General features: G+C 35.0%; 16 protein-coding genes. 6 read left to right on the top strand and 10 right to left on the bottom strand.

Translation table 11 applies throughout. The features are described from left to right. Position 1 precedes the first annotated feature (1 nt). From LrDSM24759_RS06085 to LrDSM24759_RS06075, 3 genes are all read left to right on the top strand, one after another. A complete protein-coding gene (locus tag LrDSM24759_RS06085) occupies positions 2-1,108 on the top strand; it encodes a site-specific integrase (RefSeq protein ID WP_117118606.1) in 1,107 nt (368 codons plus the stop codon). 185 nt (positions 1,109-1,293) lie between these two features. Next, positions 1,294-2,919, top strand: coding sequence for an SLAP domain-containing protein (locus tag LrDSM24759_RS06080; protein WP_117118605.1), 1,626 nt, complete (start codon positions 1,294-1,296; stop codon positions 2,917-2,919). A 74-nt stretch (positions 2,920-2,993) separates the two neighbouring features. Further along, positions 2,994-4,082 carry an acyltransferase gene (locus tag LrDSM24759_RS06075; RefSeq protein ID WP_117118604.1) on the top strand — a complete coding sequence of 363 codons (1,089 nt, stop codon included), beginning with the start codon at positions 2,994-2,996 and terminating at the stop codon, positions 4,080-4,082. A gap of 84 nt (positions 4,083-4,166) precedes the next feature. On the opposite strand, the gene LrDSM24759_RS06070 is transcribed toward LrDSM24759_RS06075, so the two are convergent. From LrDSM24759_RS06070 to LrDSM24759_RS06060, 3 genes are all read right to left on the bottom strand, one after another. Then, positions 4,167-5,753 (bottom strand): immunoglobulin-like domain-containing protein, encoded by a 1,587-nt coding sequence (locus LrDSM24759_RS06070; protein ID WP_117118603.1) that lies wholly within the window; start codon positions 5,751-5,753, stop codon positions 4,167-4,169. 466 nt (positions 5,754-6,219) lie between these two features. Continuing rightward, complete coding sequence (locus LrDSM24759_RS06065; RefSeq protein WP_117118602.1) at positions 6,220-6,459, bottom strand: DUF2922 domain-containing protein; 240 nt, start codon at positions 6,457-6,459, stop codon at positions 6,220-6,222. A 63-nt stretch (positions 6,460-6,522) separates the two neighbouring features. Continuing rightward, positions 6,523-6,738, bottom strand: a complete 216-nt coding sequence (locus LrDSM24759_RS06060) for a DUF1659 domain-containing protein (RefSeq protein WP_117118601.1) — start codon at positions 6,736-6,738, stop codon at positions 6,523-6,525. Between the two features lie 178 nt (positions 6,739-6,916). Between LrDSM24759_RS06060 and LrDSM24759_RS06055 the strand changes: the two genes are divergently transcribed. From LrDSM24759_RS06055 to LrDSM24759_RS06045, 3 genes are all read left to right on the top strand, one after another. Continuing rightward, the gene (locus tag LrDSM24759_RS06055; RefSeq protein ID WP_117118600.1) at positions 6,917-7,807 is read left to right on the top strand and encodes an outer membrane protein assembly factor BamD; all 891 of its coding nucleotides are present in this window, start codon (positions 6,917-6,919) and stop codon (positions 7,805-7,807) included. An 85-nt stretch (positions 7,808-7,892) separates the two neighbouring features. Then, a complete protein-coding gene (locus LrDSM24759_RS06050) occupies positions 7,893-8,321 on the top strand; it encodes a hypothetical protein (RefSeq protein ID WP_117118599.1) in 429 nt (142 codons plus the stop codon). Positions 8,322-8,509: 188 nt separating this feature from the next. Continuing rightward, complete coding sequence (locus LrDSM24759_RS06045) at positions 8,510-10,555, top strand: KUP/HAK/KT family potassium transporter (RefSeq protein WP_117118598.1); 2,046 nt, start codon at positions 8,510-8,512, stop codon at positions 10,553-10,555. A 154-nt stretch (positions 10,556-10,709) separates the two neighbouring features. Here LrDSM24759_RS06045 and LrDSM24759_RS06040 read toward each other — a convergent pair whose 3' ends face one another. The 7 genes from LrDSM24759_RS06040 to LrDSM24759_RS06010 form a co-directional block, all read right to left on the bottom strand. Continuing rightward, positions 10,710-12,659, bottom strand: coding sequence for a M13 family metallopeptidase (locus LrDSM24759_RS06040; protein WP_117118597.1), 1,950 nt, complete (start codon positions 12,657-12,659; stop codon positions 10,710-10,712). A 113-nt stretch (positions 12,660-12,772) separates the two neighbouring features. Beyond that, a complete protein-coding gene (locus LrDSM24759_RS06035) occupies positions 12,773-13,993 on the bottom strand; it encodes an MDR family MFS transporter (protein ID WP_117118596.1) in 1,221 nt (406 codons plus the stop codon). A gap of 143 nt (positions 13,994-14,136) precedes the next feature. Further along, the gene (locus LrDSM24759_RS06030) at positions 14,137-15,114 is read right to left on the bottom strand and encodes an Abi family protein (RefSeq protein ID WP_117118595.1); all 978 of its coding nucleotides are present in this window, start codon (positions 15,112-15,114) and stop codon (positions 14,137-14,139) included. A 131-nt stretch (positions 15,115-15,245) separates the two neighbouring features. After that, the gene (locus LrDSM24759_RS06025) at positions 15,246-16,508 is read right to left on the bottom strand and encodes a carboxylate--amine ligase (protein WP_117118594.1); all 1,263 of its coding nucleotides are present in this window, start codon (positions 16,506-16,508) and stop codon (positions 15,246-15,248) included. 34 nt (positions 16,509-16,542) lie between these two features. Next, positions 16,543-18,492 carry an asparagine synthase (glutamine-hydrolyzing) gene (gene asnB, locus LrDSM24759_RS06020; protein ID WP_117118593.1) on the bottom strand — a complete coding sequence of 650 codons (1,950 nt, stop codon included), beginning with the start codon at positions 18,490-18,492 and terminating at the stop codon, positions 16,543-16,545. 45 nt (positions 18,493-18,537) lie between these two features. After that, on the bottom strand, positions 18,538-19,932 hold the full coding sequence (locus LrDSM24759_RS06015) for a metallophosphoesterase family protein (RefSeq protein ID WP_117118592.1): 1,395 nt from the start codon (positions 19,930-19,932) through the stop codon (positions 18,538-18,540). Between the two features lie 51 nt (positions 19,933-19,983). Further along, positions 19,984-20,466 carry a hypothetical protein gene (locus LrDSM24759_RS06010; RefSeq protein ID WP_117118591.1) on the bottom strand — a complete coding sequence of 161 codons (483 nt, stop codon included), beginning with the start codon at positions 20,464-20,466 and terminating at the stop codon, positions 19,984-19,986. Positions 20,467-20,592 lie beyond the last annotated feature (126 nt).

Raw genomic sequence — 20,592 nt, 5'->3', positions numbered from 1 at the left:
AATGGGTATTTATAAAGCAAAAAATGGAACCTGGTTCGTCAACAAATCATGGACTAACGAACAAGGAATTAGAAAGTACAAAACTAAGCGAGGTTTCAAGACTAAACGAGAGGCTCAAGAATACGAACTGAAGTTACTTAATCAAATAGCCAGTGGCATTGATGTATTCACTAATCCAATTTTTGCCGACTATTTTGATCAATGGGTAGCAACGTATAAAGGAAGCCTTGAACATCCCCATGGATCAATCAGGCCCAATACTTTAAGAGAATATCTCTTAGATAGCAAACGAATTCATCAAGGGTTTGGACAAACCAAAGTAAAGCAAATTAATCGTTTATCCTATCAAAATTTTATTAATGAGTTTGGCAGTAATCATTCAAAAATCACAGTCACCAAGCTCCATAATCACATTAAAGCTAGTGTTAATACAGCAATTGAAGAAGGACTAATTACTCAAAATTTCACAAAAGGCATTGCGCTCCATTACAATCCCAATAAAAAAAGAAAGGTTACCTATCTAGAAGATCATGAAATAAAGCGCTTATTACATTATCTAATTGCACACCGTCACCCAAATAGTTCTGGTAGTTATATGATCATTACTATCCTTTATACCGGCTTAAGAGAGAGTGAAGCTGCAGGACTCACCTGGGATTGTGTCGATTTTGATAATCTCACATTAACAATCAACAAGGCATGGGATTATAAGGCTAAAGACTATGGTCCAACCAAAAATTATTCTTCTAATCGAATTATCGGTATTTCTAAACGACTAGCCGAAATATTAAAAGAGCTCCAAGCAAACCACCCTACTAAAGTCTTCTGGTCGCAGAGCTATCAAACCATTCCGCAATCTCATAGCTTAATTAATACTTTACGTCGTGCATTAAAAAAGCTAAATATTGAAGCACCCGGAGTTCAAATTCATTCTTTACGTCATTCACAAGTGGCTCTCTTACTCAATGCGAATATTAGTCTTTATGATATTGCACAAAGATTGGGTCATAGTGAAATCACCACTACACAAAAAATTTATGCCTATGAATTCAAGAAACATAAAGCCTTAGTAAATCGACAAATTAGCACTGCATTAGATCAATTATAAAAATGTGGTCAATTTGAGGTCAATTAGGTATTTTACCTTGATATTTTATATTTTCTTTCAACTATTTAGCGGTTTTATAGACCTCTGATCTTTAATCAAGGGATTTTGTACAATTATGGGCTATGTCACGAAGAGCTCTTTGCCTATTACATATTTATGATTTATATCAAGGAGGAAAAGACCACATGAAGAAAAATGTTAAATATTTAGGTATGGCTGCTGCTGCATTATTAGCAGTTGCACCTGTTGCAACTACTGGTGTTGCTAACGCTGCTACTGTTATTACTGATGGTAACCAAGCTAGTGGTAATAACAATACAACTACTGCTCCAAGAATTACTCTTAACGGTAGTGTAAATGCAACTGTTTCAACTAAACCATCAGAATTAACTACTTTAAGCGCAGTTCAACGTGATCTTAAAGTATCTGGTATTTCAGGTGCTTCAGTTGTTGGTATTGGTAACACTGTTGTTTCAAATCAACAAACTGGTGGTGTTGCTGTAACTAGTTTCCAAGCTGGCCAAACTTACTGGGTTCAAACTAGTGTTGCAATTGCTGGCTTAAAAGCAAATACTAAATACAGTGTAAACGGACATGACTACACTTCTACTGCTCGTGGTGTAATTGAAAACGTTCCTGTATCATACAGCTTTGTTGCTACTGATGCAGCTATTCAAGGTCAACCATACTTTGTTGACTACACTACTGCTAACCACGTAAACCTTGCTAATGGTGCATTTGCATACAAGGCACAAGCATTCACACCAGGTGAAAGCATTGCTGATATTCAAGATACTATTGCAGCTACTGTTGCTCCAATGGTTAACGAAAATGGTAACACTAGACCATTAACTATTAACTACGGTGACATTACTAGTCAATTAGCAAACCAAGGTATTACTGTTACCGATGGTCACCTTCCACTTAGCGCATCAAGCTTCTACTTAACTGTTTCAACTACTAACCCAGTTAACGGTAAGACTGCTACTGCTAAGGTTCAATTTAACAAGGCTGATAACTACAAGAACTTCCCAGCAATTTACCAAGATGGTAACAAGGATAACCCTATAAAGCAAGGTAACATGGGTAAAGGTTTAGGTACTATTTACTTAGGCGTTGGTTCTACTGGTGCTAAGGCATTCTTCAGTGACCCAATTGGTTACCTTAAGTTAAAGGCATACACTGTTAACAACACTCAATCTGGTCAAATTGACTTGAAGGTTCTTTCAAACAACATTAATCCAAACAAAGTTGGTGTTTACCCAATTACTCTTAGAGCAACTAACCCTAATGGTTACACTACTGAATTAACTTTCAACGTAATCGTTAACCCAGTTGCTACTGATGGCTCACGTGTTGCTACTGTTCAATACAAAGCTGGTTACGGTGTAAACGTATGGAACGTTGTTAACTCATCAAACGTATCATTCTCAGGTAAGCGTGTAATGGCTGGTCAAAGCGTAACTATTTACGGTGAAAAGACTGTTAATGGTGTTAAGTACTACCAAATCACTAAGAACAAGAATGAATACATCCAAGCTCAATATGTTGACGGTGCTTCAGCAGATACTACTACTAAGCCATCAACTGATAACAAGGGTGAAGAATCAGTTAGCGGTGTATTAACTGTTCGTTACGATGGTAAGGGTAAGGTTGGTCTTACTAACGCAAACGGTAAGTACACTGGTCAATACGTATCAAAGAACTCACGTTGGAAGGTATTCGCTAAGAAGACTATCAACGGCCGTGAATTCTACCGTATTGGTAACCAAAACCAATGGATTCCTGCAGACTTCTCAGAATTAGACTAATCTTAGAAGATTTTGCTAAATAAAAAGAGTTACCTCATTGAGGTAACTCTTTTTTTATACCTTGGAGGAATATTATGAAAACCAAACGTATACACTACTTAGACTTATTAAGAGTATTAGCAATTATATGTGTGATTATTATTCATATGTCTAGTCAAAGTCCATTTTATGCTAAAAATTTGCATACTACTTCATGGATAGGAGTAAATTTCTGGGATTCCATGGTTCGTTTTAGTGTTCCCATTTTTGTAATGATTTCAGGAGTATTATTCTTGGATCCTCAGCGTAAAATTAATATGCATCGAGTTTATAAAAAGAATATAGTAAGAATTATTACAGCCTTTATTTTTTGGGATTTATTTTATGCATTCTATACGTACTTCTTTGAAACACATACCATTAGGATGCTTTTAACTTTGATTTTTAGAGGCTATTCTCATTTATGGTTTTTACCGATGATTGTTGGGCTTTATTTGATTGTGCCATTTTTAAGAAAATTCACTACTGATCAAAAATTAATGCAATATTACTTAGGATTAGCATTATTCTTTTCAATTTTATTACCAACATTCTATACCACTTATTATGCCTTAGCTGCACATCATTCAATGCCATACATGGTACAACTTTTTATCTATAATTTTCAAAAAGTCACTGACAGTGTATATTTTAGATTCACAATGTTCTTTTCCACATATTTTGTTGCTGGATATTACTTTCATCAAGCAAAGTTTACCAAGAAAACGCGCTATTTAATTTATCTATTAGGGTTGGTTGGCTTAATTGGTGGTTGGGCATTTTCTAATTTCTTTTCGTTAAGATACAATACGCCTATTACTCCTTGGTATGATTACATGAGCCTTCCTGTGGCTTTAACAAGTATTGCAGTTTTTCTATTGATTAAGGAACTTGGGGAAAAGATTGACTGGACTCAGCATTCTCAAGCTGATAAGCTTTTAATTCTCTTATCGAAGTTAACATTTGGAATTTATCTTGTACACTTTGTATTTGTTAGAATTCTTGTTGTTCATTTACACTTGTTTGATCATATACCAAATACTTTTATTTCTGTTCCACTAGGCACAATAGCTGTATTCATCTTCTCAACTATTGTTATGTACTTTATCTCATATATACCATGGTTTAACCGCCATATTATGTAACAGCTTAATGTACACAAAAAAAGACTCACCATTCGGTGAGTCTTTTTGAATTTATTTGAATTTAAATCACAATTAAGAAAAGAATTAGTCAGCTAATTCTGAGTATTGTGCAGGAATCCATTGGTTTTGGTTACCAATACGGTAGAATTCACGACCGTTGATAGTCTTCTTAGCGAATACCTTCCAACGTGAGTTCTTTGATACGTATTGACCAGTGTATTTACCGTTTGCGTTAGTAAGACCTACTTTACCCTTACCATCGTATTTAACAGTTAATACACCGCTAACTGATTCTTCACCCTTGTTAGCTGATGGCTTGTATGAACCGTCTAAGTATTGAGTTTGGATCCAAGTGTTTGAATCTGCTGAACCAACTCTAGTGTATGAAACGCCATCTACTCTAGTAGTGTCAAATACAGCAACTTTGTTACCGTCATCAACACGGTTACCAGTGAAGGTTACTTTGTTACCGTTAATACTCCAAGTGTTAACGCCGTAACCAGGAACGTACTTAACAGTAGCAGTCTTAGCAGGATTACCAACAGTTACAGTTAAAGTAGCAGTTGAAGTCTTGCCTGATGGGTTAGTTGCAGTAACTTTAACAGTGTAAACACCATCAACGGCAGTGTTAACATCACCAGAAGTTGAAACTGGTAAAGTGTATTCTTTGCTTGAGTTGTTGTAAGCAGTTAAGTAGTTACTAATGCTAAAGCTAGCACCGTTCTTAGGAAGGGTTAAGCTGAAGTTATTGTTCTTTTCATCCTTAACACCGTTGCTTGCAGTAAATACAGGAACAGTAGTATCAGCAGTATTAGAGTTAACAACTTTAACAGTTACAGGGATAGTTGCAGTAGTACCGTTAGTGAAGTGTGCTTCGTAGTTTACAACAAAGTTAGTTGCTGGAGTAGCAATCTTAGCATTGTTGTCAGCTGGAACAGTTACGTTAGCATTTTGTAATGCAGCTTTAACATTATTTACTAAAGAAGCTTCAGTAGCACTTACATTAACGTTAGTGTTCTTAGGAGTTACAGCACCTTCGATTGCTTTAACTAAACCGTTAACTGAGTTGTTACCAGCAAAGTCAATTGAAGCGCTATTTACGATTTGGTTAGTACCAGCTTTAACAAAGAAACCGTTACCTTGACCAACAGTAAATACAGGACTTTCAGCAGCAATCTTACGGTCACCACCGATGTTACCAAAGGCTGATGAAGTTACTGTAGTGTTAGTAGCGTTACCAGTAATTTGGTATTGCTTGTTAGAAACTAAACCAGTCATACCAATTCCAGTTGCGTATACTTGGTAAGATTTATCTGCTTCAAGAGTCTTTACAGCGTTAGTAACTTCTCCCTTGTCATTGAAAGTTGGAGCAGTTCCTGCTGGAAGAACGTAAGCCTTATAACCGTTTAATAAGTTAACGTTTACGTTTTGACCAGCTAAAGTTGCAGTCAAATTAGCAGCAACTTTATCAGCTGAATCTCCAGCCTTTAAGCTAGAAATGTTAGTAACCGCTAAGCTAACATTAATCTTGTTATCAGTAGTGTTGTCAACTTGGCCAGCGCCAGGAGTAACAGTAATAGTTGCAGCGTTAGCAACACCAGTTACAGCAACTGGAGCAACTGCTAATAATGCAGCAGCAGCCATACCTAAATATTTAACATTTTTCTTCATGTGGTCTTTTCCTCCTTGAAATTATCAATCATCGTAATAGGCAAGAGCTCTACGTGACATAGCCCATAATTGTACAAAATCTCTTGATTAAAGATCAGAGGTCTATAAATCCTCTGAGGTAGTCAGTCTTTAATAAGAAATCCGCATGCTGTACAGGCATCACGCCTGAAGCATTTGTCCTATTACCACCACGAGACATATTATATCTTGTTTTCTGATATTTGCAAAGGTATCTCGACTTTTTTCGTGACATTTAACATCCCTGTAATAAACAAATTTAGCTAAATTTTTAAAAAATATTAACATTTGTATACAGAAAAAGCGCGTTATTACGCGCTTTTTCCTACTATAGTTAAATAAATAACACTTTTAAAATTCGACTTATTTATATTTCAAAATAATTTCAAAGTAATAGATCATTTTAAGAATTTCGTCCCAAATCTGCCGAATTTCATGAATAATGATCTTATTCTGCTGCAGAATCATCAAACACAGAAGTAACAGTTCGTTCAATATATTCAGCAGAGTGAGTTTGGGTATAAAGATCAACTCCCTTTCGATTAAATACATTAGCTTGGACAATTGTATCCATCGCTTGTCGCACTTCTTCTGGTTTTAAATCACCTGCAGCATCCGGCATAGTTAATGAAGCCTTCTTGTTTTGGCCGTTAATAAAGGTAAGTTTTAAAGTTTTTGTGGTAGTCATTTTATTTTCTCCTTGATTAAATCTTTTTTCTTCTATAAATATATGTGGTCAGGTGACAAAAGTTTATTCAGTACTGTCTACTTCTAATTCATGATGTTGAATTAAGATAGCTTCGGTTAGGCCATCGTCTTTTTGTAAACTTGAAAGAGCCTTTCCAACTTTGATTAAATTATCGCTATTAGCGTTAGTATTCACATTTTGTAAAATTCGCTTCTTTTTATTGTCCTTGTACTTAGCTGCTGCAAAAGTATATTGAATTGATTGTTCTACTAATTTCATCTTTTTACCTCTTTTTATTTCTATTTATTATCTTGTAAGTTATTCACCGGTGATTGCCTTACACTATTACTAACGAACTAATTCTTAAATTTGTATCAATATAAATGTAAAAAGTTTAATTTACTCTAGTTTTGGTATAATGAGGATGCAAGATTATTAAAGGAGGATTTACTTAATAATGAAGAAATCTAGATTATGGGCTGGCCTAGTTGCCTTACTACTTGTATTTGTTACAGCTGGTTGTACTAATAATGCTGGTAAAACCTCATCAGCTGATTACAACACCTTAATGAGCCAAGGTAAAGATTATGTTGATGACCAAAACTATTCCAAGGCTCAAGATAAGTTTGAACAAGCTCATCAAATTAAAGCAACTAAAGAATCAAAAGCTTATGCCAGCCAAGCTGGAGATATGGATGATGCTAAAGATTCAATTGGTGATTACGAATATAGTACTGCCTTAAAAGACCTTAACAAGGCTCAAACTAAGAGCAATGGCTATGCAGTTATGACTAAGCAAGCTAAGAAGCTCTACAACACTATTAATGAAGTAAATAACAACATCAAGAACGAAATTAATCCTTTATATCGCAAGGCTAAGACTGCTTACAAGAATAATGAATACTCAGAAGCAGAAGATTTATGTACTCAAATCTTAGATTTACCTTACCTTAATGGTAAATACGCTAAGTACTACAAACAAATCAAGAGCGATGTTAAAGACCTACTTAACGATGCTCAAGATGCCGCTGGTGATTCTAAGTCTTCATCAAATAAGAGTGATTCTAATAATTCTAACGAGTCTAACTCAAATGAAACTACTAACAGTTCTTCTAATAACAGTAGTTCAAACCAAACCGCAGCTAGTTCAAATAGTATGACTGTCGGTGGTCAAGCTGTTCCTGCTCGCGTCGTAGCACAAGTTCGTGAAAAATTAGGTTCACTTGGTGTCAGTACTTCATCATGGTCTGATCAAGATGTTGTTAACTTCATGAATTCAGCAGCTCAAAATGGTCACACCACGATTGATTCTTACACTCAAAGCGACGTTAACAATTTTAATAAATAGTAAGAAAAGTTGATTTTAAGCCCATTTCAGGGTAAAATCATATTGATTTTTGTACTAGTACTACATATTAAAGGAGCTCTTAACTTTGACTGAAGAAAGCAAAAAGAACACCGAAGAAGAAAACGTAGAAGAAGATGAAAGATTCAAGGTGGTTATTCCTGAACCTAATCGTGTAGAAATGCCACAAGCTGAATTTTCAGAACAACCTGATTATTTAAAGGTATTCGCTGACTTTTACATTTCTCGCTTCGAAGCAGCCGATCTTGAAATTATGGAATCCTTCGATGGTAACCATAACATGATCGAAATTAATACTTATATTACTAACAACGATTCATTTAACCGTTCTAACTTAGTCAAACATGTTTTAAATGTCCACGCTAAACGTTTTGAAGACATTTTAGCTAAGATTAAAGATCAAACTGGAATTGATCCCCAAAGCATGAAGACTTACGAAGATTGGAATCAATGGTATCTTGATCGTCGTAATGACATTCCACAATCAATGTCTTAATAAAAAAGAGAACCTTTCAAGGTTCTCTTTTTTAGTTTTGCGTTTTTAATTTCAATTATTTACTTAGATAGGGTTGCAACATTGTAAAATCTATTAGAAAATATACTCGTTTAACAACTAGGATGTCGCAGAGGCATTCTTTTTTAGTTGGAATATAATTACTATATTTCTTAAGGAAGTACACAAAAATGCATAAAGAAAAAAGCAAACGCATCTCGGCGGCTGGTTTATTAATCGCCATTGGGATCGTTTATGGTGATATCGGAACGAGTCCCTTATATGTAATGAAGGCTATCGTTGCTGGTAATGGTGGAATTGGTAATGTAAATCGTGATTTTATCGTTGGTTCAATTTCACTAGTATTGTGGACAGTAACTTTACTAACTACCCTGCAAACTGTTTTCATTGCTTTAAAAGCTACTAACCATGGTGAAGGTGGTATTTTTGCCCTTTATACTTTAGTGCGTAAACATGCAAAATGGTTAGTCCTCCCCGCTTTATTAGGTGGAGCTGCAATTTTAGCTGATGGGACTTTGACACCTGCAGTTACTGTTACTACTGCTATTGAAGGTTTAAAGGGAATTCAATTTGGTAATAGCATCCCTGTCGATACCCAAAATATGGTAATAGCAATTACTGTAGTAATCTTGCTAATTCTTTTTTCTATTCAAAGAATGGGAACTAGTTTTATCGGAAAAGCCTTTGGTCCAATTATGTTCATCTGGTTTACTTTCCTAGGTGGAATTGGCTTAATGAACATGGCTCATGATTGGTCTATCTTACAAGCTATTAACCCTTATTATGCAATTAAATTACTAGCTAGTCCCTACAATAAAGAAGGAGTTTTCATTTTAGGATCAGTCTTCTTGGCTACTACTGGTGCCGAAGCTCTTTATTCAGACGTTGGCCACGTTGGTAAAAATAATATCATTGGTTCATGGCCTTATGTATTCGTTTGCTTGGCTCTTAACTACTTTGGTCAAGGTGTGTGGATTTTACAACACCCAACTTACCACACTACAGGTGACTTCAACCCCTTCTACGAAACTGTACCTAATGATATTCGTTTAGTTGCGATTGTCTTAGCTACTATTGCTGCTATTATTGCTTCACAAGCATTAATTACTGGATCATTTACTCTAGTAGCAGAAGCAATCGGAATGAAGTTCTTACCAAGAATGAATATTATTTATCCTTCAAATGAAAAGGGGCAAATTTATATTCCATCTGTTAACAAGATGATTTGTGCAGCAACTATTGCCATTGTGTTGCTCTTCCGTACTTCAGCTCACATGGAAGCTGCTTATGGGCTATCGATTACAATTTCAATGTTAATGACAACGATCTTGCTCTTTGAATGGCTCATTCTTAAAGGTGTTCATCTCATCTGGGGTTGGATTTTCTTACTCTTCTTTGGTTTATTAGATATCATCTTTATGGTTGCCAGCTTAAGTAAGTTCTTCCATGGCGGATATGTCTCACTAGTAATCGCCGGCTTTATCTGCTTGATTATGTACATCTGGTACTACGGTAATAAAATTCGTGATAAACGTGAATCACGAAATGCCTATGTTCGCTTGGATGACTATATCGACATGTTAACGCAATTAAGTCATGATGAAGATTATCCAACATATGCCGATAACTTAGTTTACATGGCTAAAGTTAAATACAATAAATTTATTAAACGTGAAATTTTATATTCTATTCTAGACAAACGACCAAAACGTGCTAAAGCATATTGGTTTGTAACTGTTAACGTTACTAATGAGCCATTTACTGCTGAATATGCCGTAAATACCTTTGGTACAAAAAACGTTATTAACGTGCAGCTTTTCCTAGGTTTTAAACAGCAACAACGTGTTAACGTTTATCTACGTCAAATCGTCCATGATTTGATCGCTGACGGTACAATTGAGTCCCAGCCACAAGAGTACACCACTACACCAGGACGTGATGTTGGGGACTTCTCCTTCGTTATCGTTAACGACGTAATTAGTCCACAAACTCAATTACGTGGTTATGAAAAAGCATTAGTTGAAGCTCGTGTTTGGCTTCAAAATCTTTCTTCAAATCCAGCTTCTTGGTTCGGCCTAGATTATGCCGACACTGTTGTTGAACGTGTTCCATTAATCTTGGGTGATCAACGTCGAATTCATATTACTCATATTCCTAGTGATAAATACGAAGTAGAAAAACGTAAGTTAAAGACAAATGGTGAATTAAGCCACTAAATAAAAAAGGAAACTAAATCGACTCAGCTTCACTGAGTAATTTAGCTTCCTTTTTATTTTATATTTATTTATTAAGCAAATTTATTTATCATTTTTCACCTTTCAAAAAAAGAATTTCCAAATAGGAAATTCTTTTTTAATATTAATTTTGTTTTTACCAAATTACTACCCGTTTTTCTGGGTCAAGCCACATGCCATCTTCAGGCTTCACATCAAATGCCTTATAGAATTCTTCTTGGCATTGTGATTGGACATTAGCTCTTTCAGGACCTGGTGCGTGAACATCAACAGAAACTTGCGTCTTAATTGATTCAGGCAATTGCTTGGTAGCCCAAACACGAGCAAAGTTTTCAAATACTTCTTTCATGTTGCCGCCTTCACCCTTATTAGCTTCAACAGCGGCAGTTAACCCACCTTGGTCAGCAATATTTTCTGAAACAATTTGTTTACCATTCAAGGTAACTGGACCATATTCAATTCCATTGAAGAGATCAATTTCTTCTTGCGTACGTTTTTCAAATTCGGCAAAATCTTCCTTTGTCCACCAATTCTTTAAGTTACCAAATTCATCAAATTTAGCACCATTATTATCAAAGGCATGAGAAATTTCGTGAGCAATAACAACCCCGATACCACCATAATTCAAAGCACGTGATTGCTTTAAGTCATAGAATGGCTTTTGCAAAATTGCTGCTGGGAAGGTAATGTCATTTCTTTGTGGATCGTAACATGCATTAACCAAATTACCAGGCATGAGCCAAACGCCCCGGTCAACATTTTGGGTTAATTTCTCCAAATTATATTTAATTTGTTCTCTACCTGCAGCAGCTTCATTAGCATAGAGACTGCCTCCATCTGCTTCAGGAATAATTTGGAAACGATCGTAAATTTTTTCTATCTTATCTGGATAACCAATCTTCAAAATCAAAGCGCGTAATTTTACAATCGCCTTTTTCTTGGTATCTTCGGAAAGCCAATCGTTAGCAGTAATTCTTTGTTCGTAGACATCAATCATTTTATGAATCATGTCTTCGACATCTGCTTTGGCTTCAGCTCCAAAGTAAGTTTGACCATAGTAAACACCGACCACTTCAGAGAACATCCCATTAGCAATCCGGTAAGCTTGTTTAACACCAGAACTTAATTCAGGTTGACCAGACAAAGCTTGTGAAAATGGAAAGGCTGCCTCACGAAAATCTTGTGATAAGTAAGCAGCAACTGAATTAATAAAGTTAGAAATCATCCAGCTCTTAATTTCTTCAAAATTATCAGGATTGATTAATTCTTCAAAATGATCTAAGTAACGCGGCTCAGTAACAATGATCCGTTCAGGCTTTTGTTTAAATAATTCTGCTAAGAAGTGATCAAACTTGAATGACTTAATCTTACTTTCAAAATCAGTAATTGATTCTGGATTATACATGGCTGGATAGTCAGCCCATTCTTCAGAGGACTTAACTACCTTGGATAATTTCTTATCAAAAGCAAGTGCTTGATCCACATACTTTTGAGCATCAGCTTCACTAATTCCTGCCATTGTCAAAAGCTTTTCAGTTTGCTTTTGCCAAACCTTTAAAAGATCCCTAGCTGCTGGATTTTCATAAGTTGTAGTGTCAGGCAAGATTAAACTGGCTCCACCAAAGTGTAAAGCATGAACCTTGGTATTCTTCATATCTGCTTCAACATAAAGACTAAATGGTAAACCAAAACCATTCTTGTATAAATCAGCAGCCTTCAAGTTTAAATCAGCAAAATCGCGTAAACTAGTTAATACTTCTAGATCTGCCTTAATTGGCTTTGCCCCATCGGCATTACGCTTCTCAAAGTTATTAGCAATTTTATATAATTCTACTGCCTTATCAAAGTTAGGAATATCAGGTAATTCTTTTTTGCCTGCTGCAAAATCGGCAAAATCACTCATCAATTCTTTTTCAATATTGAGGTCAATACCATCAAAACTTGAAATACGGGAACGATCAGATGGAATTTTAGCTTTTTCTAACCATTCTGAATTAACTGCTAAGTATAAATTATCTTGAGGACGAGCGTTGACATCAGGCTTTATAATATCGCCCGCACCGCCACGAACGTTAAAATGACTCATATTTTATCCTCCCTTTTAACTAATATTTCAGCTTAAATGATATCATTATTAAAATATTTAGTCTATTTTTCATAATTCAAAAAGGGAATAAACTTATTGTTTACTCCCTCTTCTTAATGGCTATAAATTGTTAATTTATCTTTCAATTTTGCATGAAGTGGAATTAGATAGCCCACTAAAATGAAGATACCAATCGCAGCTACAATAAAGAATTGAATGTAGCCAAATCGATCAATAATTAAACCACCAAATAACGGCCCTACGGCACGGCCAATTGATTGAGAGGATAAAGTTAATCCCTGATACCTTCCTTTAGATGAGATTGGTGAAAGCTCATTCACATACGCTGGCATTGCCGGCATCGCTGTTGCTTCTCCCAAAGTTAAAGTGATCATTGAAAAGACAAAATGTGGATAATCTTTAGCAAAAATCAAAGTAATAAATGAGATCGCAAACATTACAATTCCAAAAATAACTTGATGGAAAAGCGTCTTAAATATATTAGGATACTTAGCCAAAATTGCTTGCACAATCACGATAGTTGTCGCATTAATTGTCCACAACAGACTGTAAAGATGAAATGGAATCCCTAATGAAACCATATAGACTGAAAGATTGGATTCCCAGTTCATGTACATCAGCCAAATTACTCCTAAAGCAACATAAAAACCTAGAGTCAATTGCCAATTTGGGCGTGGCATGGATTCTGCTTTCTGTTTAACCTTTTCATCTTTATTGGCCATTCTTTCTTTATGGAATTGAATAATTGGTCGATAATTAAAGATCGTGTTCAAACATACTACGACAAATAAACTAGCCGCAATAATGAATAACAATGTTACTGAATAATCATAGACATATCCTACAATTAAAGTACCAATAACCACTCCAAGATTTTGGAAAAAGTAAAGCATATTAAAAACAAAACGTGGTTGCTTAGACTTCAAAGATGTAGCAGTGGAATTAATTAACGCACCGTTCCAGCCACCTAAAAATCCGGTTAAAGTCATCCAAAGCCAATATATTGGCCAAGTATGATCAGCTGCCATTAAGAATAAAACTACTGCATCTAAACCAGATCCAGCAATTAATAAATAATAAGGATTAAAGCGATCATAGGCCCATCCTGCAATAAAGGAGCCGATCATGTTGGCAAGACAATTGAAAAGCAATACCACACCAATCATTGCCAGTGAAACGTGCAGTTGCTTATTTAAGAATACGGATGTCAAAGGCCAAATGAAACTAGCTCCAATCCAGGTGAATAATTCACCTAATAAAAGCCAAGGTAATTTTATTTCATCACTTGGTTTAGCACCTACTTGTGTCTTCATGAAGTATCCTCCTTTAACTTAAAATCTGCTATCTAGTCTATCAGGAATAAATTTTTATTGCATCCTTTTTTCTCTAAAGAAACTAAAAAAACTAAGCCTAGCTAGACTTAGTTTTTTGTATAAGTTTAATTCCTACACTTTACTTAATGAAATAAATCATCACTAAGCTCTGCTTGTGAATAAATAAATTCTTTTTCTCCTGGATAAAGTTTTAAATATCTTTCAATATAAAATTTACTTCCATTCCTTAATTCATTATAAGCTGTCAAATCTTGTGAAAATTGTAGAGTATTTATTAATGTACCTAAATGACTTTGTCCCTTACCAACTCTATAATCTGCTGGAGAAATTTTGAGTAAATCATGAATGATAGGATTATAAGGTAGCGCATGTCTCTTGGAAAAATGGTTATAAATTCGTCCACCATGTGCAGATGTATTTCTAAAATCTAGATATAAAGATAAAAGAGAGCTATAGCCACTTTCAAATTCATTAAGCTGTTGAAGTAATGCTTTATCTAATCCAGTCATACGAGATGTTACACTTCTTTTTTGTGGTGCTTTAAGTAATCGATACCACCAAATTAAATTACCAAAATTCAGTTTTTTAACAATTATCCACGGCGGAATATTATTATGTTCCTCTCTATAATGCCTGTATGGTTCTGAGTTTGCGTGAGTAATACCAGTTAATATCGCTAATAAAGCATCAATAGGATAAGCTTTTTTATGAAGAGATCTATTATATTGCTTTTTCCCTGTCACATAGTTTCTTCTATCCAAATATTTTTCTTGATTCTCCGATATTTGTTCTGCTACTGTATAGGCTACAGCTTGTCTTAAATTTGCCTCAAAGACTTCAATTGCAGAAATAACTTCAGATCTTAAATTTCTATCTAGGGTAAATAGCTGAAAAATATGTTCAAATGTAATCCCAGATTTAAATTTATCCACTGATTCTGATGACTTATCCAAAAAACAATCTTTATATCCATTAATGATTTCATAGTACCCATAACTCAATAAATTTTTCTTTGCTAATTCTTTATCTTGAAACAATAGACCTCGTTCTTCTAACAACTCTATTTGTTTATTAATAGTTATAAAGGGTTTATCATTCACTTTTATTCTCCTTACACAAAAAGGGCATGTATAATACATGCCCTCTCTGGTACGATCGCACAGCGATCACTTAACTTGATTAACTATAGTTTAACAGTCCCAGCAAATATCTGTCAATAAAATGCTAAAATTTACTTCTTAAAATATTGACCTTTATTTACTTCATAGTATTTCTTATAACGATCAATATAATTGTGGAACATGTAATGCATTAAAAGCCAACGCTTAAAGTTGCGATCCTTCTTGTAAAAGACTGTTGTACCGTAACGCCCTTCACTGATCAATTTTTCAGCTTCTTGTTTAGCTGGATTATCAAAGGCATACTTCTTGAAGATTTTAACTGGTACACCTAGCCAAAGCATATACTTGCTCTTATCCTTATTACCATAAACAGTTGGCTTATCCTTTAAGTCATCTTGGACATAGTCTTCCACATACCATTTTGCCAAGTTATACCCATTTAAAGTTACGTAAAAACTTGAACGACCCTGACGTAAATTGATTTCAAAGAATTTGTATTCGCCATCACGTTCATCGTACTTAATATCAAAGTTAGCCATTCCAGTATAGTTTAATTTTTCAAGGAAAGCTTGTACCGTATCATAAAGTTTTTGGTTATATTCTGGCAAAATAGCCATATAGTTCCCAATTGATTGAGGTGTTGGATCTTCAAGTAGTGGATGGCCCATGCACATCATTTTTACTTTATGATTTTTATCAACATAAGCATTAAGCACACGCATGTTAGAATCATCACCAGGAATAAAATCTTGTAAAATTAGATCTTCTACATAACCATGAGTATAAATCTTAGTAATGATATCTTTTAATTCAGCTTCATCATGAATAGTAAAGGCCTTCTTACGGCCTTCAAACTGACAATCAAGCCAAGAAACAGGATCTTCAGGTTTTAATTCAACTGGATAATCAAATGGAATATCTAAGAATTTATTATCCTTATAGTCATCCATCGTAATAATCTTAGTACCAGGATAAGGTAACCCGTATTCTTCCGCAATTTGATAGAAACCTTCTTTAGAAATTAACTTTTCAAGAAGATCGTAATCAATATAAGGAACGATAAAAGTTCCCTCTAATTCTTTTTTGTGCTTAGCTAGTAATTCTGCATATCCATCACCACAAGCAATTAAAATAACTGGTTCCTTGTGATTCTTATACTCTTCAATCTTTTTATTCATCACTTTCATAAAGCCAGGATCTTCAGCAAATCCAGGATGAACTTCAACATTAACAATACTTGAATAGCGTGTAGCTGCTAATTGCGTAGCTGCCCAAGCTTGAACAGTAATTCCATATGCTTCGTTAAATGAACGAGCCATACCATAAACATTAATATCACTACCTAAAAGAATAGGGGTAAACTTTGGTTCCACAATAAATTCCTCGATTTTATTTAAATTTTTATTTTTATACTAACTTACCAGATTCAATTAATTTCGCTACTTCTGGCTGAACATGTTGATACTTCTTAACAGTATTTTCATAGTCCACAAAGTATAGTTTATACCAAACTAAGAAAGTATAAATAGCCCAAATTTGACGCCGAGCTGAGCCATCGCCCTTATAGTTATCATCAAGCAATTTTACAATCTTTTCTTGATCAAAGATATCATTTACAAAATCTTCAGTAAATAGCTCTCTAACTTGCTTATAAAAACGTGGTTCCTTTAACCATTGTTTAATTGGAGTTGGGAAGCCAAGTTTTGGACGTTTTGCCCATTCATCAGGTAACACTCTTTCAGCTGCCTTGCGCAAAGCATATTTGGTATCATGACTGTTAACTAAATACTTAGTTGGAATTGAGTTAGCTAATTCGGCAATCTTTTTATCAAGATAAGGAACACGTAATTCTAAAGAATGAGCCATTGAAATTTTATCGGCCTTTTGTTCAATATCGTTAAGCATGAAGTGGTGCAAATCAATATATTGCATTTGTTTTACTTCATCAATATCTTTAACTTTCTTGAAGTCTTCTTGATAATTGCCATTAACAGTTAAATCATTTTGATACTTCTCACGTAAAATGCCATTTGCATCATCAGATGAGAAAATTGTAGGGTAATTCATATCATAAATTACTGATTGACCTACATAGTATTCACTTGGCTCAGCCAAATTGGTATACATATGAACTTTACCTGGGAAATTAGGCATCTTCTTAATGCCATGAGCCAACTTCACACGAGCACCCTTTGGTAACTTCTTCAAGCCAGAAGTAAAGACTTTAATGACATTATTGTGGGTATGCATGCCATAGTTAACATAGCCAGCAAATAATTCGTCGGCCCCTTCTCCAGAAAGCGCTACAGTAACATGCTTACGAGCTAATTTACATAAGTACCATAATGGAATGATTGATGGGTTGGCATCTGGTTCATCCATGTGGTATTGCATTTCTGGAAAGTCTTTCATCGCTTCGTCAGCATCGACCTTATCTGAGAAAAATTCCCAACCTTTGATATCAGCAAGGGCTTTGGCTTTAGAAGCTTCATCATAAGTTGAATCATCAAAAGAAATTGAGAAAACATCTTCTGGGTCAAGCAAGCTTGTAATATAACTTGAGTCAACCCCTTCAGATAAGAATGCACCCACAGGAACATCCGCATTGTGATAAAGTTCAACAGTTTCCTTTAAATCTTCATTGATTTTATCAAGCGTTTCTTCAAAGGTAAGATTGTTTTCTACATACTTAGCATCCCAGTACTTATGAGTCTTCATCTTACCATCTTTATACTCAAACCAGTGTCCTGCTGGGAAGCGGTACACACCCTTAAAGAACGTTTCTTTTAAATCATTATATTGGTTCATTAAATAAGGCTTAACTGCTTCAGTGTTAAGCTCTTTTTTAAAGTTTGGATAAGCTAAAAAGCTCTTTAGCTCTGAGCCAACTAAAAGCTTACCGTTTTGATCTGAATAATATAATGGCTTAATACCAAAGAAATCACGTGCACCATATAAAGTTTGCTTGTCATCATCCCAGATTACAAAACCAAACATTCCACGGACACGCTTCAAAATTCCGTCCATTCCCCATTCTTCATAACCATGGAGTAGGACTTCAGTATCAGCCTTAGTCGTAAAAGTATGCCCTTTTTTAATTAACTCTTCTCTTAATGGTTTAAAGTTATAAATTTCACCATTAAAGATAATGGCCTTACTCTTATCCTCATTGAAAATTGGTTGACTTCCACCACGTAAATCAATAATTGAAAGACGTCTAAAACCCAAGGCAACTTTATCATTAGTGTACTTCCCATCAGATGATGGACCACGGTGTTTAATTGTGTCCATCATACCTTGAATGGCATGATCTTTATCCTTTAATTCTGGGTCAAAGAAAGCACAGATTCCACACATAAACTTATTTTCTCCTCAAAATTATTTATATTTCACCTTGTTTAACTAAATTCGATAAATTCTTCGTCTTGAACTTGCACCATAGCCAAAAGCCTGCATAACATGACGCTTAGGATCGATATTAACCACATAGCCTGCAGCTTCATTAGGATGATCAATTTTACGCTTCCACCGCTTATTATATTGCGTTGTTAAAGCATGATTAGGTCCCATCAAGGCTGAGCAATTAAACAAGACATATTGAATCCCATTAATTCGATATTGGTCTTCATTATGACGATGGCCGCAGAAATAAGCAATGACTTTTGCATTTTTTATATTAGTAAAGTCAAAACTATTAGATAATGAAAATTCTGCCGGTACATCATGTGAATCCAAATAGCCCTTTTCTCGTTGATTGAAGGCTACTAAAAGTTCATGCAATGAACGACCATTATATTTCAAAGCATTGCTACCATGACGATTGATTGGATTAGCATGACTCATAAAGACGATTTGTTTTCCACTAGATTTTTCTAAAATCTCAATAATTTCTTGCATCTGATCTTCACGAATCGCTAGGCTAATTTTTGTATCATACTTCTTCTTGCCATTTTCATCAAGTTCATACGGTACATCAGAAGTATTGACTGTGATAAAGCGTACATTATCTTTATCAAAATAAGCTACTCCATGTTGCCTTGAGATGTAATGAATTCCTTTTTGGAAATACATCGTAGGCCACATTATTCCTTCAAATTCACGTTCAGGAAATGAAGCTTTTAAATCATGATGCTCATCAAACTTATCGTTTTCATCATGATTCCCCTTAATAATAGCGAAATTGGTCTTATTTGAGCGAAAAGCCTTACGTAAGGAGATTAATTCTTGCTCTCCCAGCATCCCTGGATCAGATCCATCCATCCAATCCCCTAAGTGTGCCTTGAGGTCTAAAATATCAAGATCTTCTAAGTAATCAAACTCTTTAACGTGAGTTAGTCCATTATAGCCATAAAAATCAATACTATCACTATCTTTATAGTGAGTATCCGTTAAAATACCGATATTCACTGAGTCTTCACCCTGGCGAATATGTTTTTTAGCAAAAGCAACAAAATCTTCTAATTGCTTTTCGACGATATAACGACGGCCAGTTTTTTTGTTAGTAAAAGCGCGAAAACGTCCTAAACGATCATCATAAGCACGGACATATTCCGGAGCTAAATCCTTTGCATCTACTGAACGCAAGGCTTGATGTAAAATGCCTTCATCATCTTTATAAACAATTAAATCAAACTCAGCATCATTAGGCGTGCCTTGGGCCTTACCTACGCGATACTCGCCCACTGTCATATATTGCTGCATTTCATCGAAGGGACGGTTTCTCTTAGGTTGTTGTGCTTTGCGCATTGTACCTGAAAACCTATCTATCAATCCCTTAGTTTTTGTAAAAATCCCCATAAAAGCTCTTCTTCTTCGTAAAAAAAGAGGTCAGCAATTTGACCTCTTAAATTAATTATTTGCCAAAGTATTTGCTGCTAAACCTAAAGATAAAACAGCATCTTTTGATAAAACCTTGCGTAAGTCAGTTTCATCAATTGCACGTACTGCACCGATTACCTTTAAGCTATAAAGTAAAACATGTAAATCAGTTGCACGATCATAATTTCCGTCTTCAAATGGCGCTTCATGGTTATAAGTTAAATTGATTTCATTTTTATCGACATAGCCATCAACGTGATTAGTCAAAATACGATCTTGTACATCACTTAAAGCCTGGTTCATATCGAGTAAGGTCAACTTACCATCACTTTCACCATCATCATAATCTTCAACTTTCATTGAAAGATAATCTTTAATTGGTTTGTCTAAAACCTTTAAACTATCAATCTCGGAAAAGATTCGCTCTAAGTCTAGTTTTTCTTCTCCGCTAATAATTTTGTCTTGGGATGCGGCTAATTCATCAGCCAAATTCATGGTAGTTAAATTTTCCATTTTATCCTCCTTGAAATACATGTTTCATTATAGCAAAAAACCTTACAAAAGTCGGTTAATCTCGCAATATTATCTAATTATTAATAATTATCCTTGTAAAGTACAACTGTAAAATAAAAAGAACTA

The sequence above is a fragment of the Lactobacillus rodentium genome, from assembly GCF_003423665.1.
Lineage (GTDB): Bacteria > Bacillota > Bacilli > Lactobacillales > Lactobacillaceae > Lactobacillus > Lactobacillus rodentium.
This window is presented reverse-complemented; position numbering and strand designations above follow the sequence as displayed.

Coding starts and splice junctions, on each gene's coding strand:
- LrDSM24759_RS06085 (WP_117118606.1), top strand. CDS start 2: ATGGGTATTTATAAAGCAAAAAATGGAACCTGGTTCGTCAACAAATCA.
- LrDSM24759_RS06080 (WP_117118605.1), top strand. CDS start 1,294: ATGAAGAAAAATGTTAAATATTTAGGTATGGCTGCTGCTGCATTATTA.
- LrDSM24759_RS06075 (WP_117118604.1), top strand. CDS start 2,994: ATGAAAACCAAACGTATACACTACTTAGACTTATTAAGAGTATTAGCA.
- LrDSM24759_RS06070 (WP_117118603.1), bottom strand. CDS start 5,753: ATGAAGAAAAATGTTAAATATTTAGGTATGGCTGCTGCTGCATTATTA.
- LrDSM24759_RS06065 (WP_117118602.1), bottom strand. CDS start 6,459: ATGACTACCACAAAAACTTTAAAACTTACCTTTATTAACGGCCAAAAC.
- LrDSM24759_RS06060 (WP_117118601.1), bottom strand. CDS start 6,738: ATGAAATTAGTAGAACAATCAATTCAATATACTTTTGCAGCAGCTAAG.
- LrDSM24759_RS06055 (WP_117118600.1), top strand. CDS start 6,917: ATGAAGAAATCTAGATTATGGGCTGGCCTAGTTGCCTTACTACTTGTA.
- LrDSM24759_RS06045 (WP_117118598.1), top strand. CDS start 8,510: ATGCATAAAGAAAAAAGCAAACGCATCTCGGCGGCTGGTTTATTAATC.
- LrDSM24759_RS06040 (WP_117118597.1), bottom strand. CDS start 12,659: ATGAGTCATTTTAACGTTCGTGGCGGTGCGGGCGATATTATAAAGCCT.
- LrDSM24759_RS06035 (WP_117118596.1), bottom strand. CDS start 13,993: ATGAAGACACAAGTAGGTGCTAAACCAAGTGATGAAATAAAATTACCT.
- asnB (WP_117118593.1), bottom strand. CDS start 18,492: ATGTGTGGAATCTGTGCTTTCTTTGACCCAGAATTAAAGGATAAAGAT.
- LrDSM24759_RS06015 (WP_117118592.1), bottom strand. CDS start 19,932: ATGGGGATTTTTACAAAAACTAAGGGATTGATAGATAGGTTTTCAGGT.
- LrDSM24759_RS06010 (WP_117118591.1), bottom strand. CDS start 20,466: ATGGAAAATTTAACTACCATGAATTTGGCTGATGAATTAGCCGCATCC.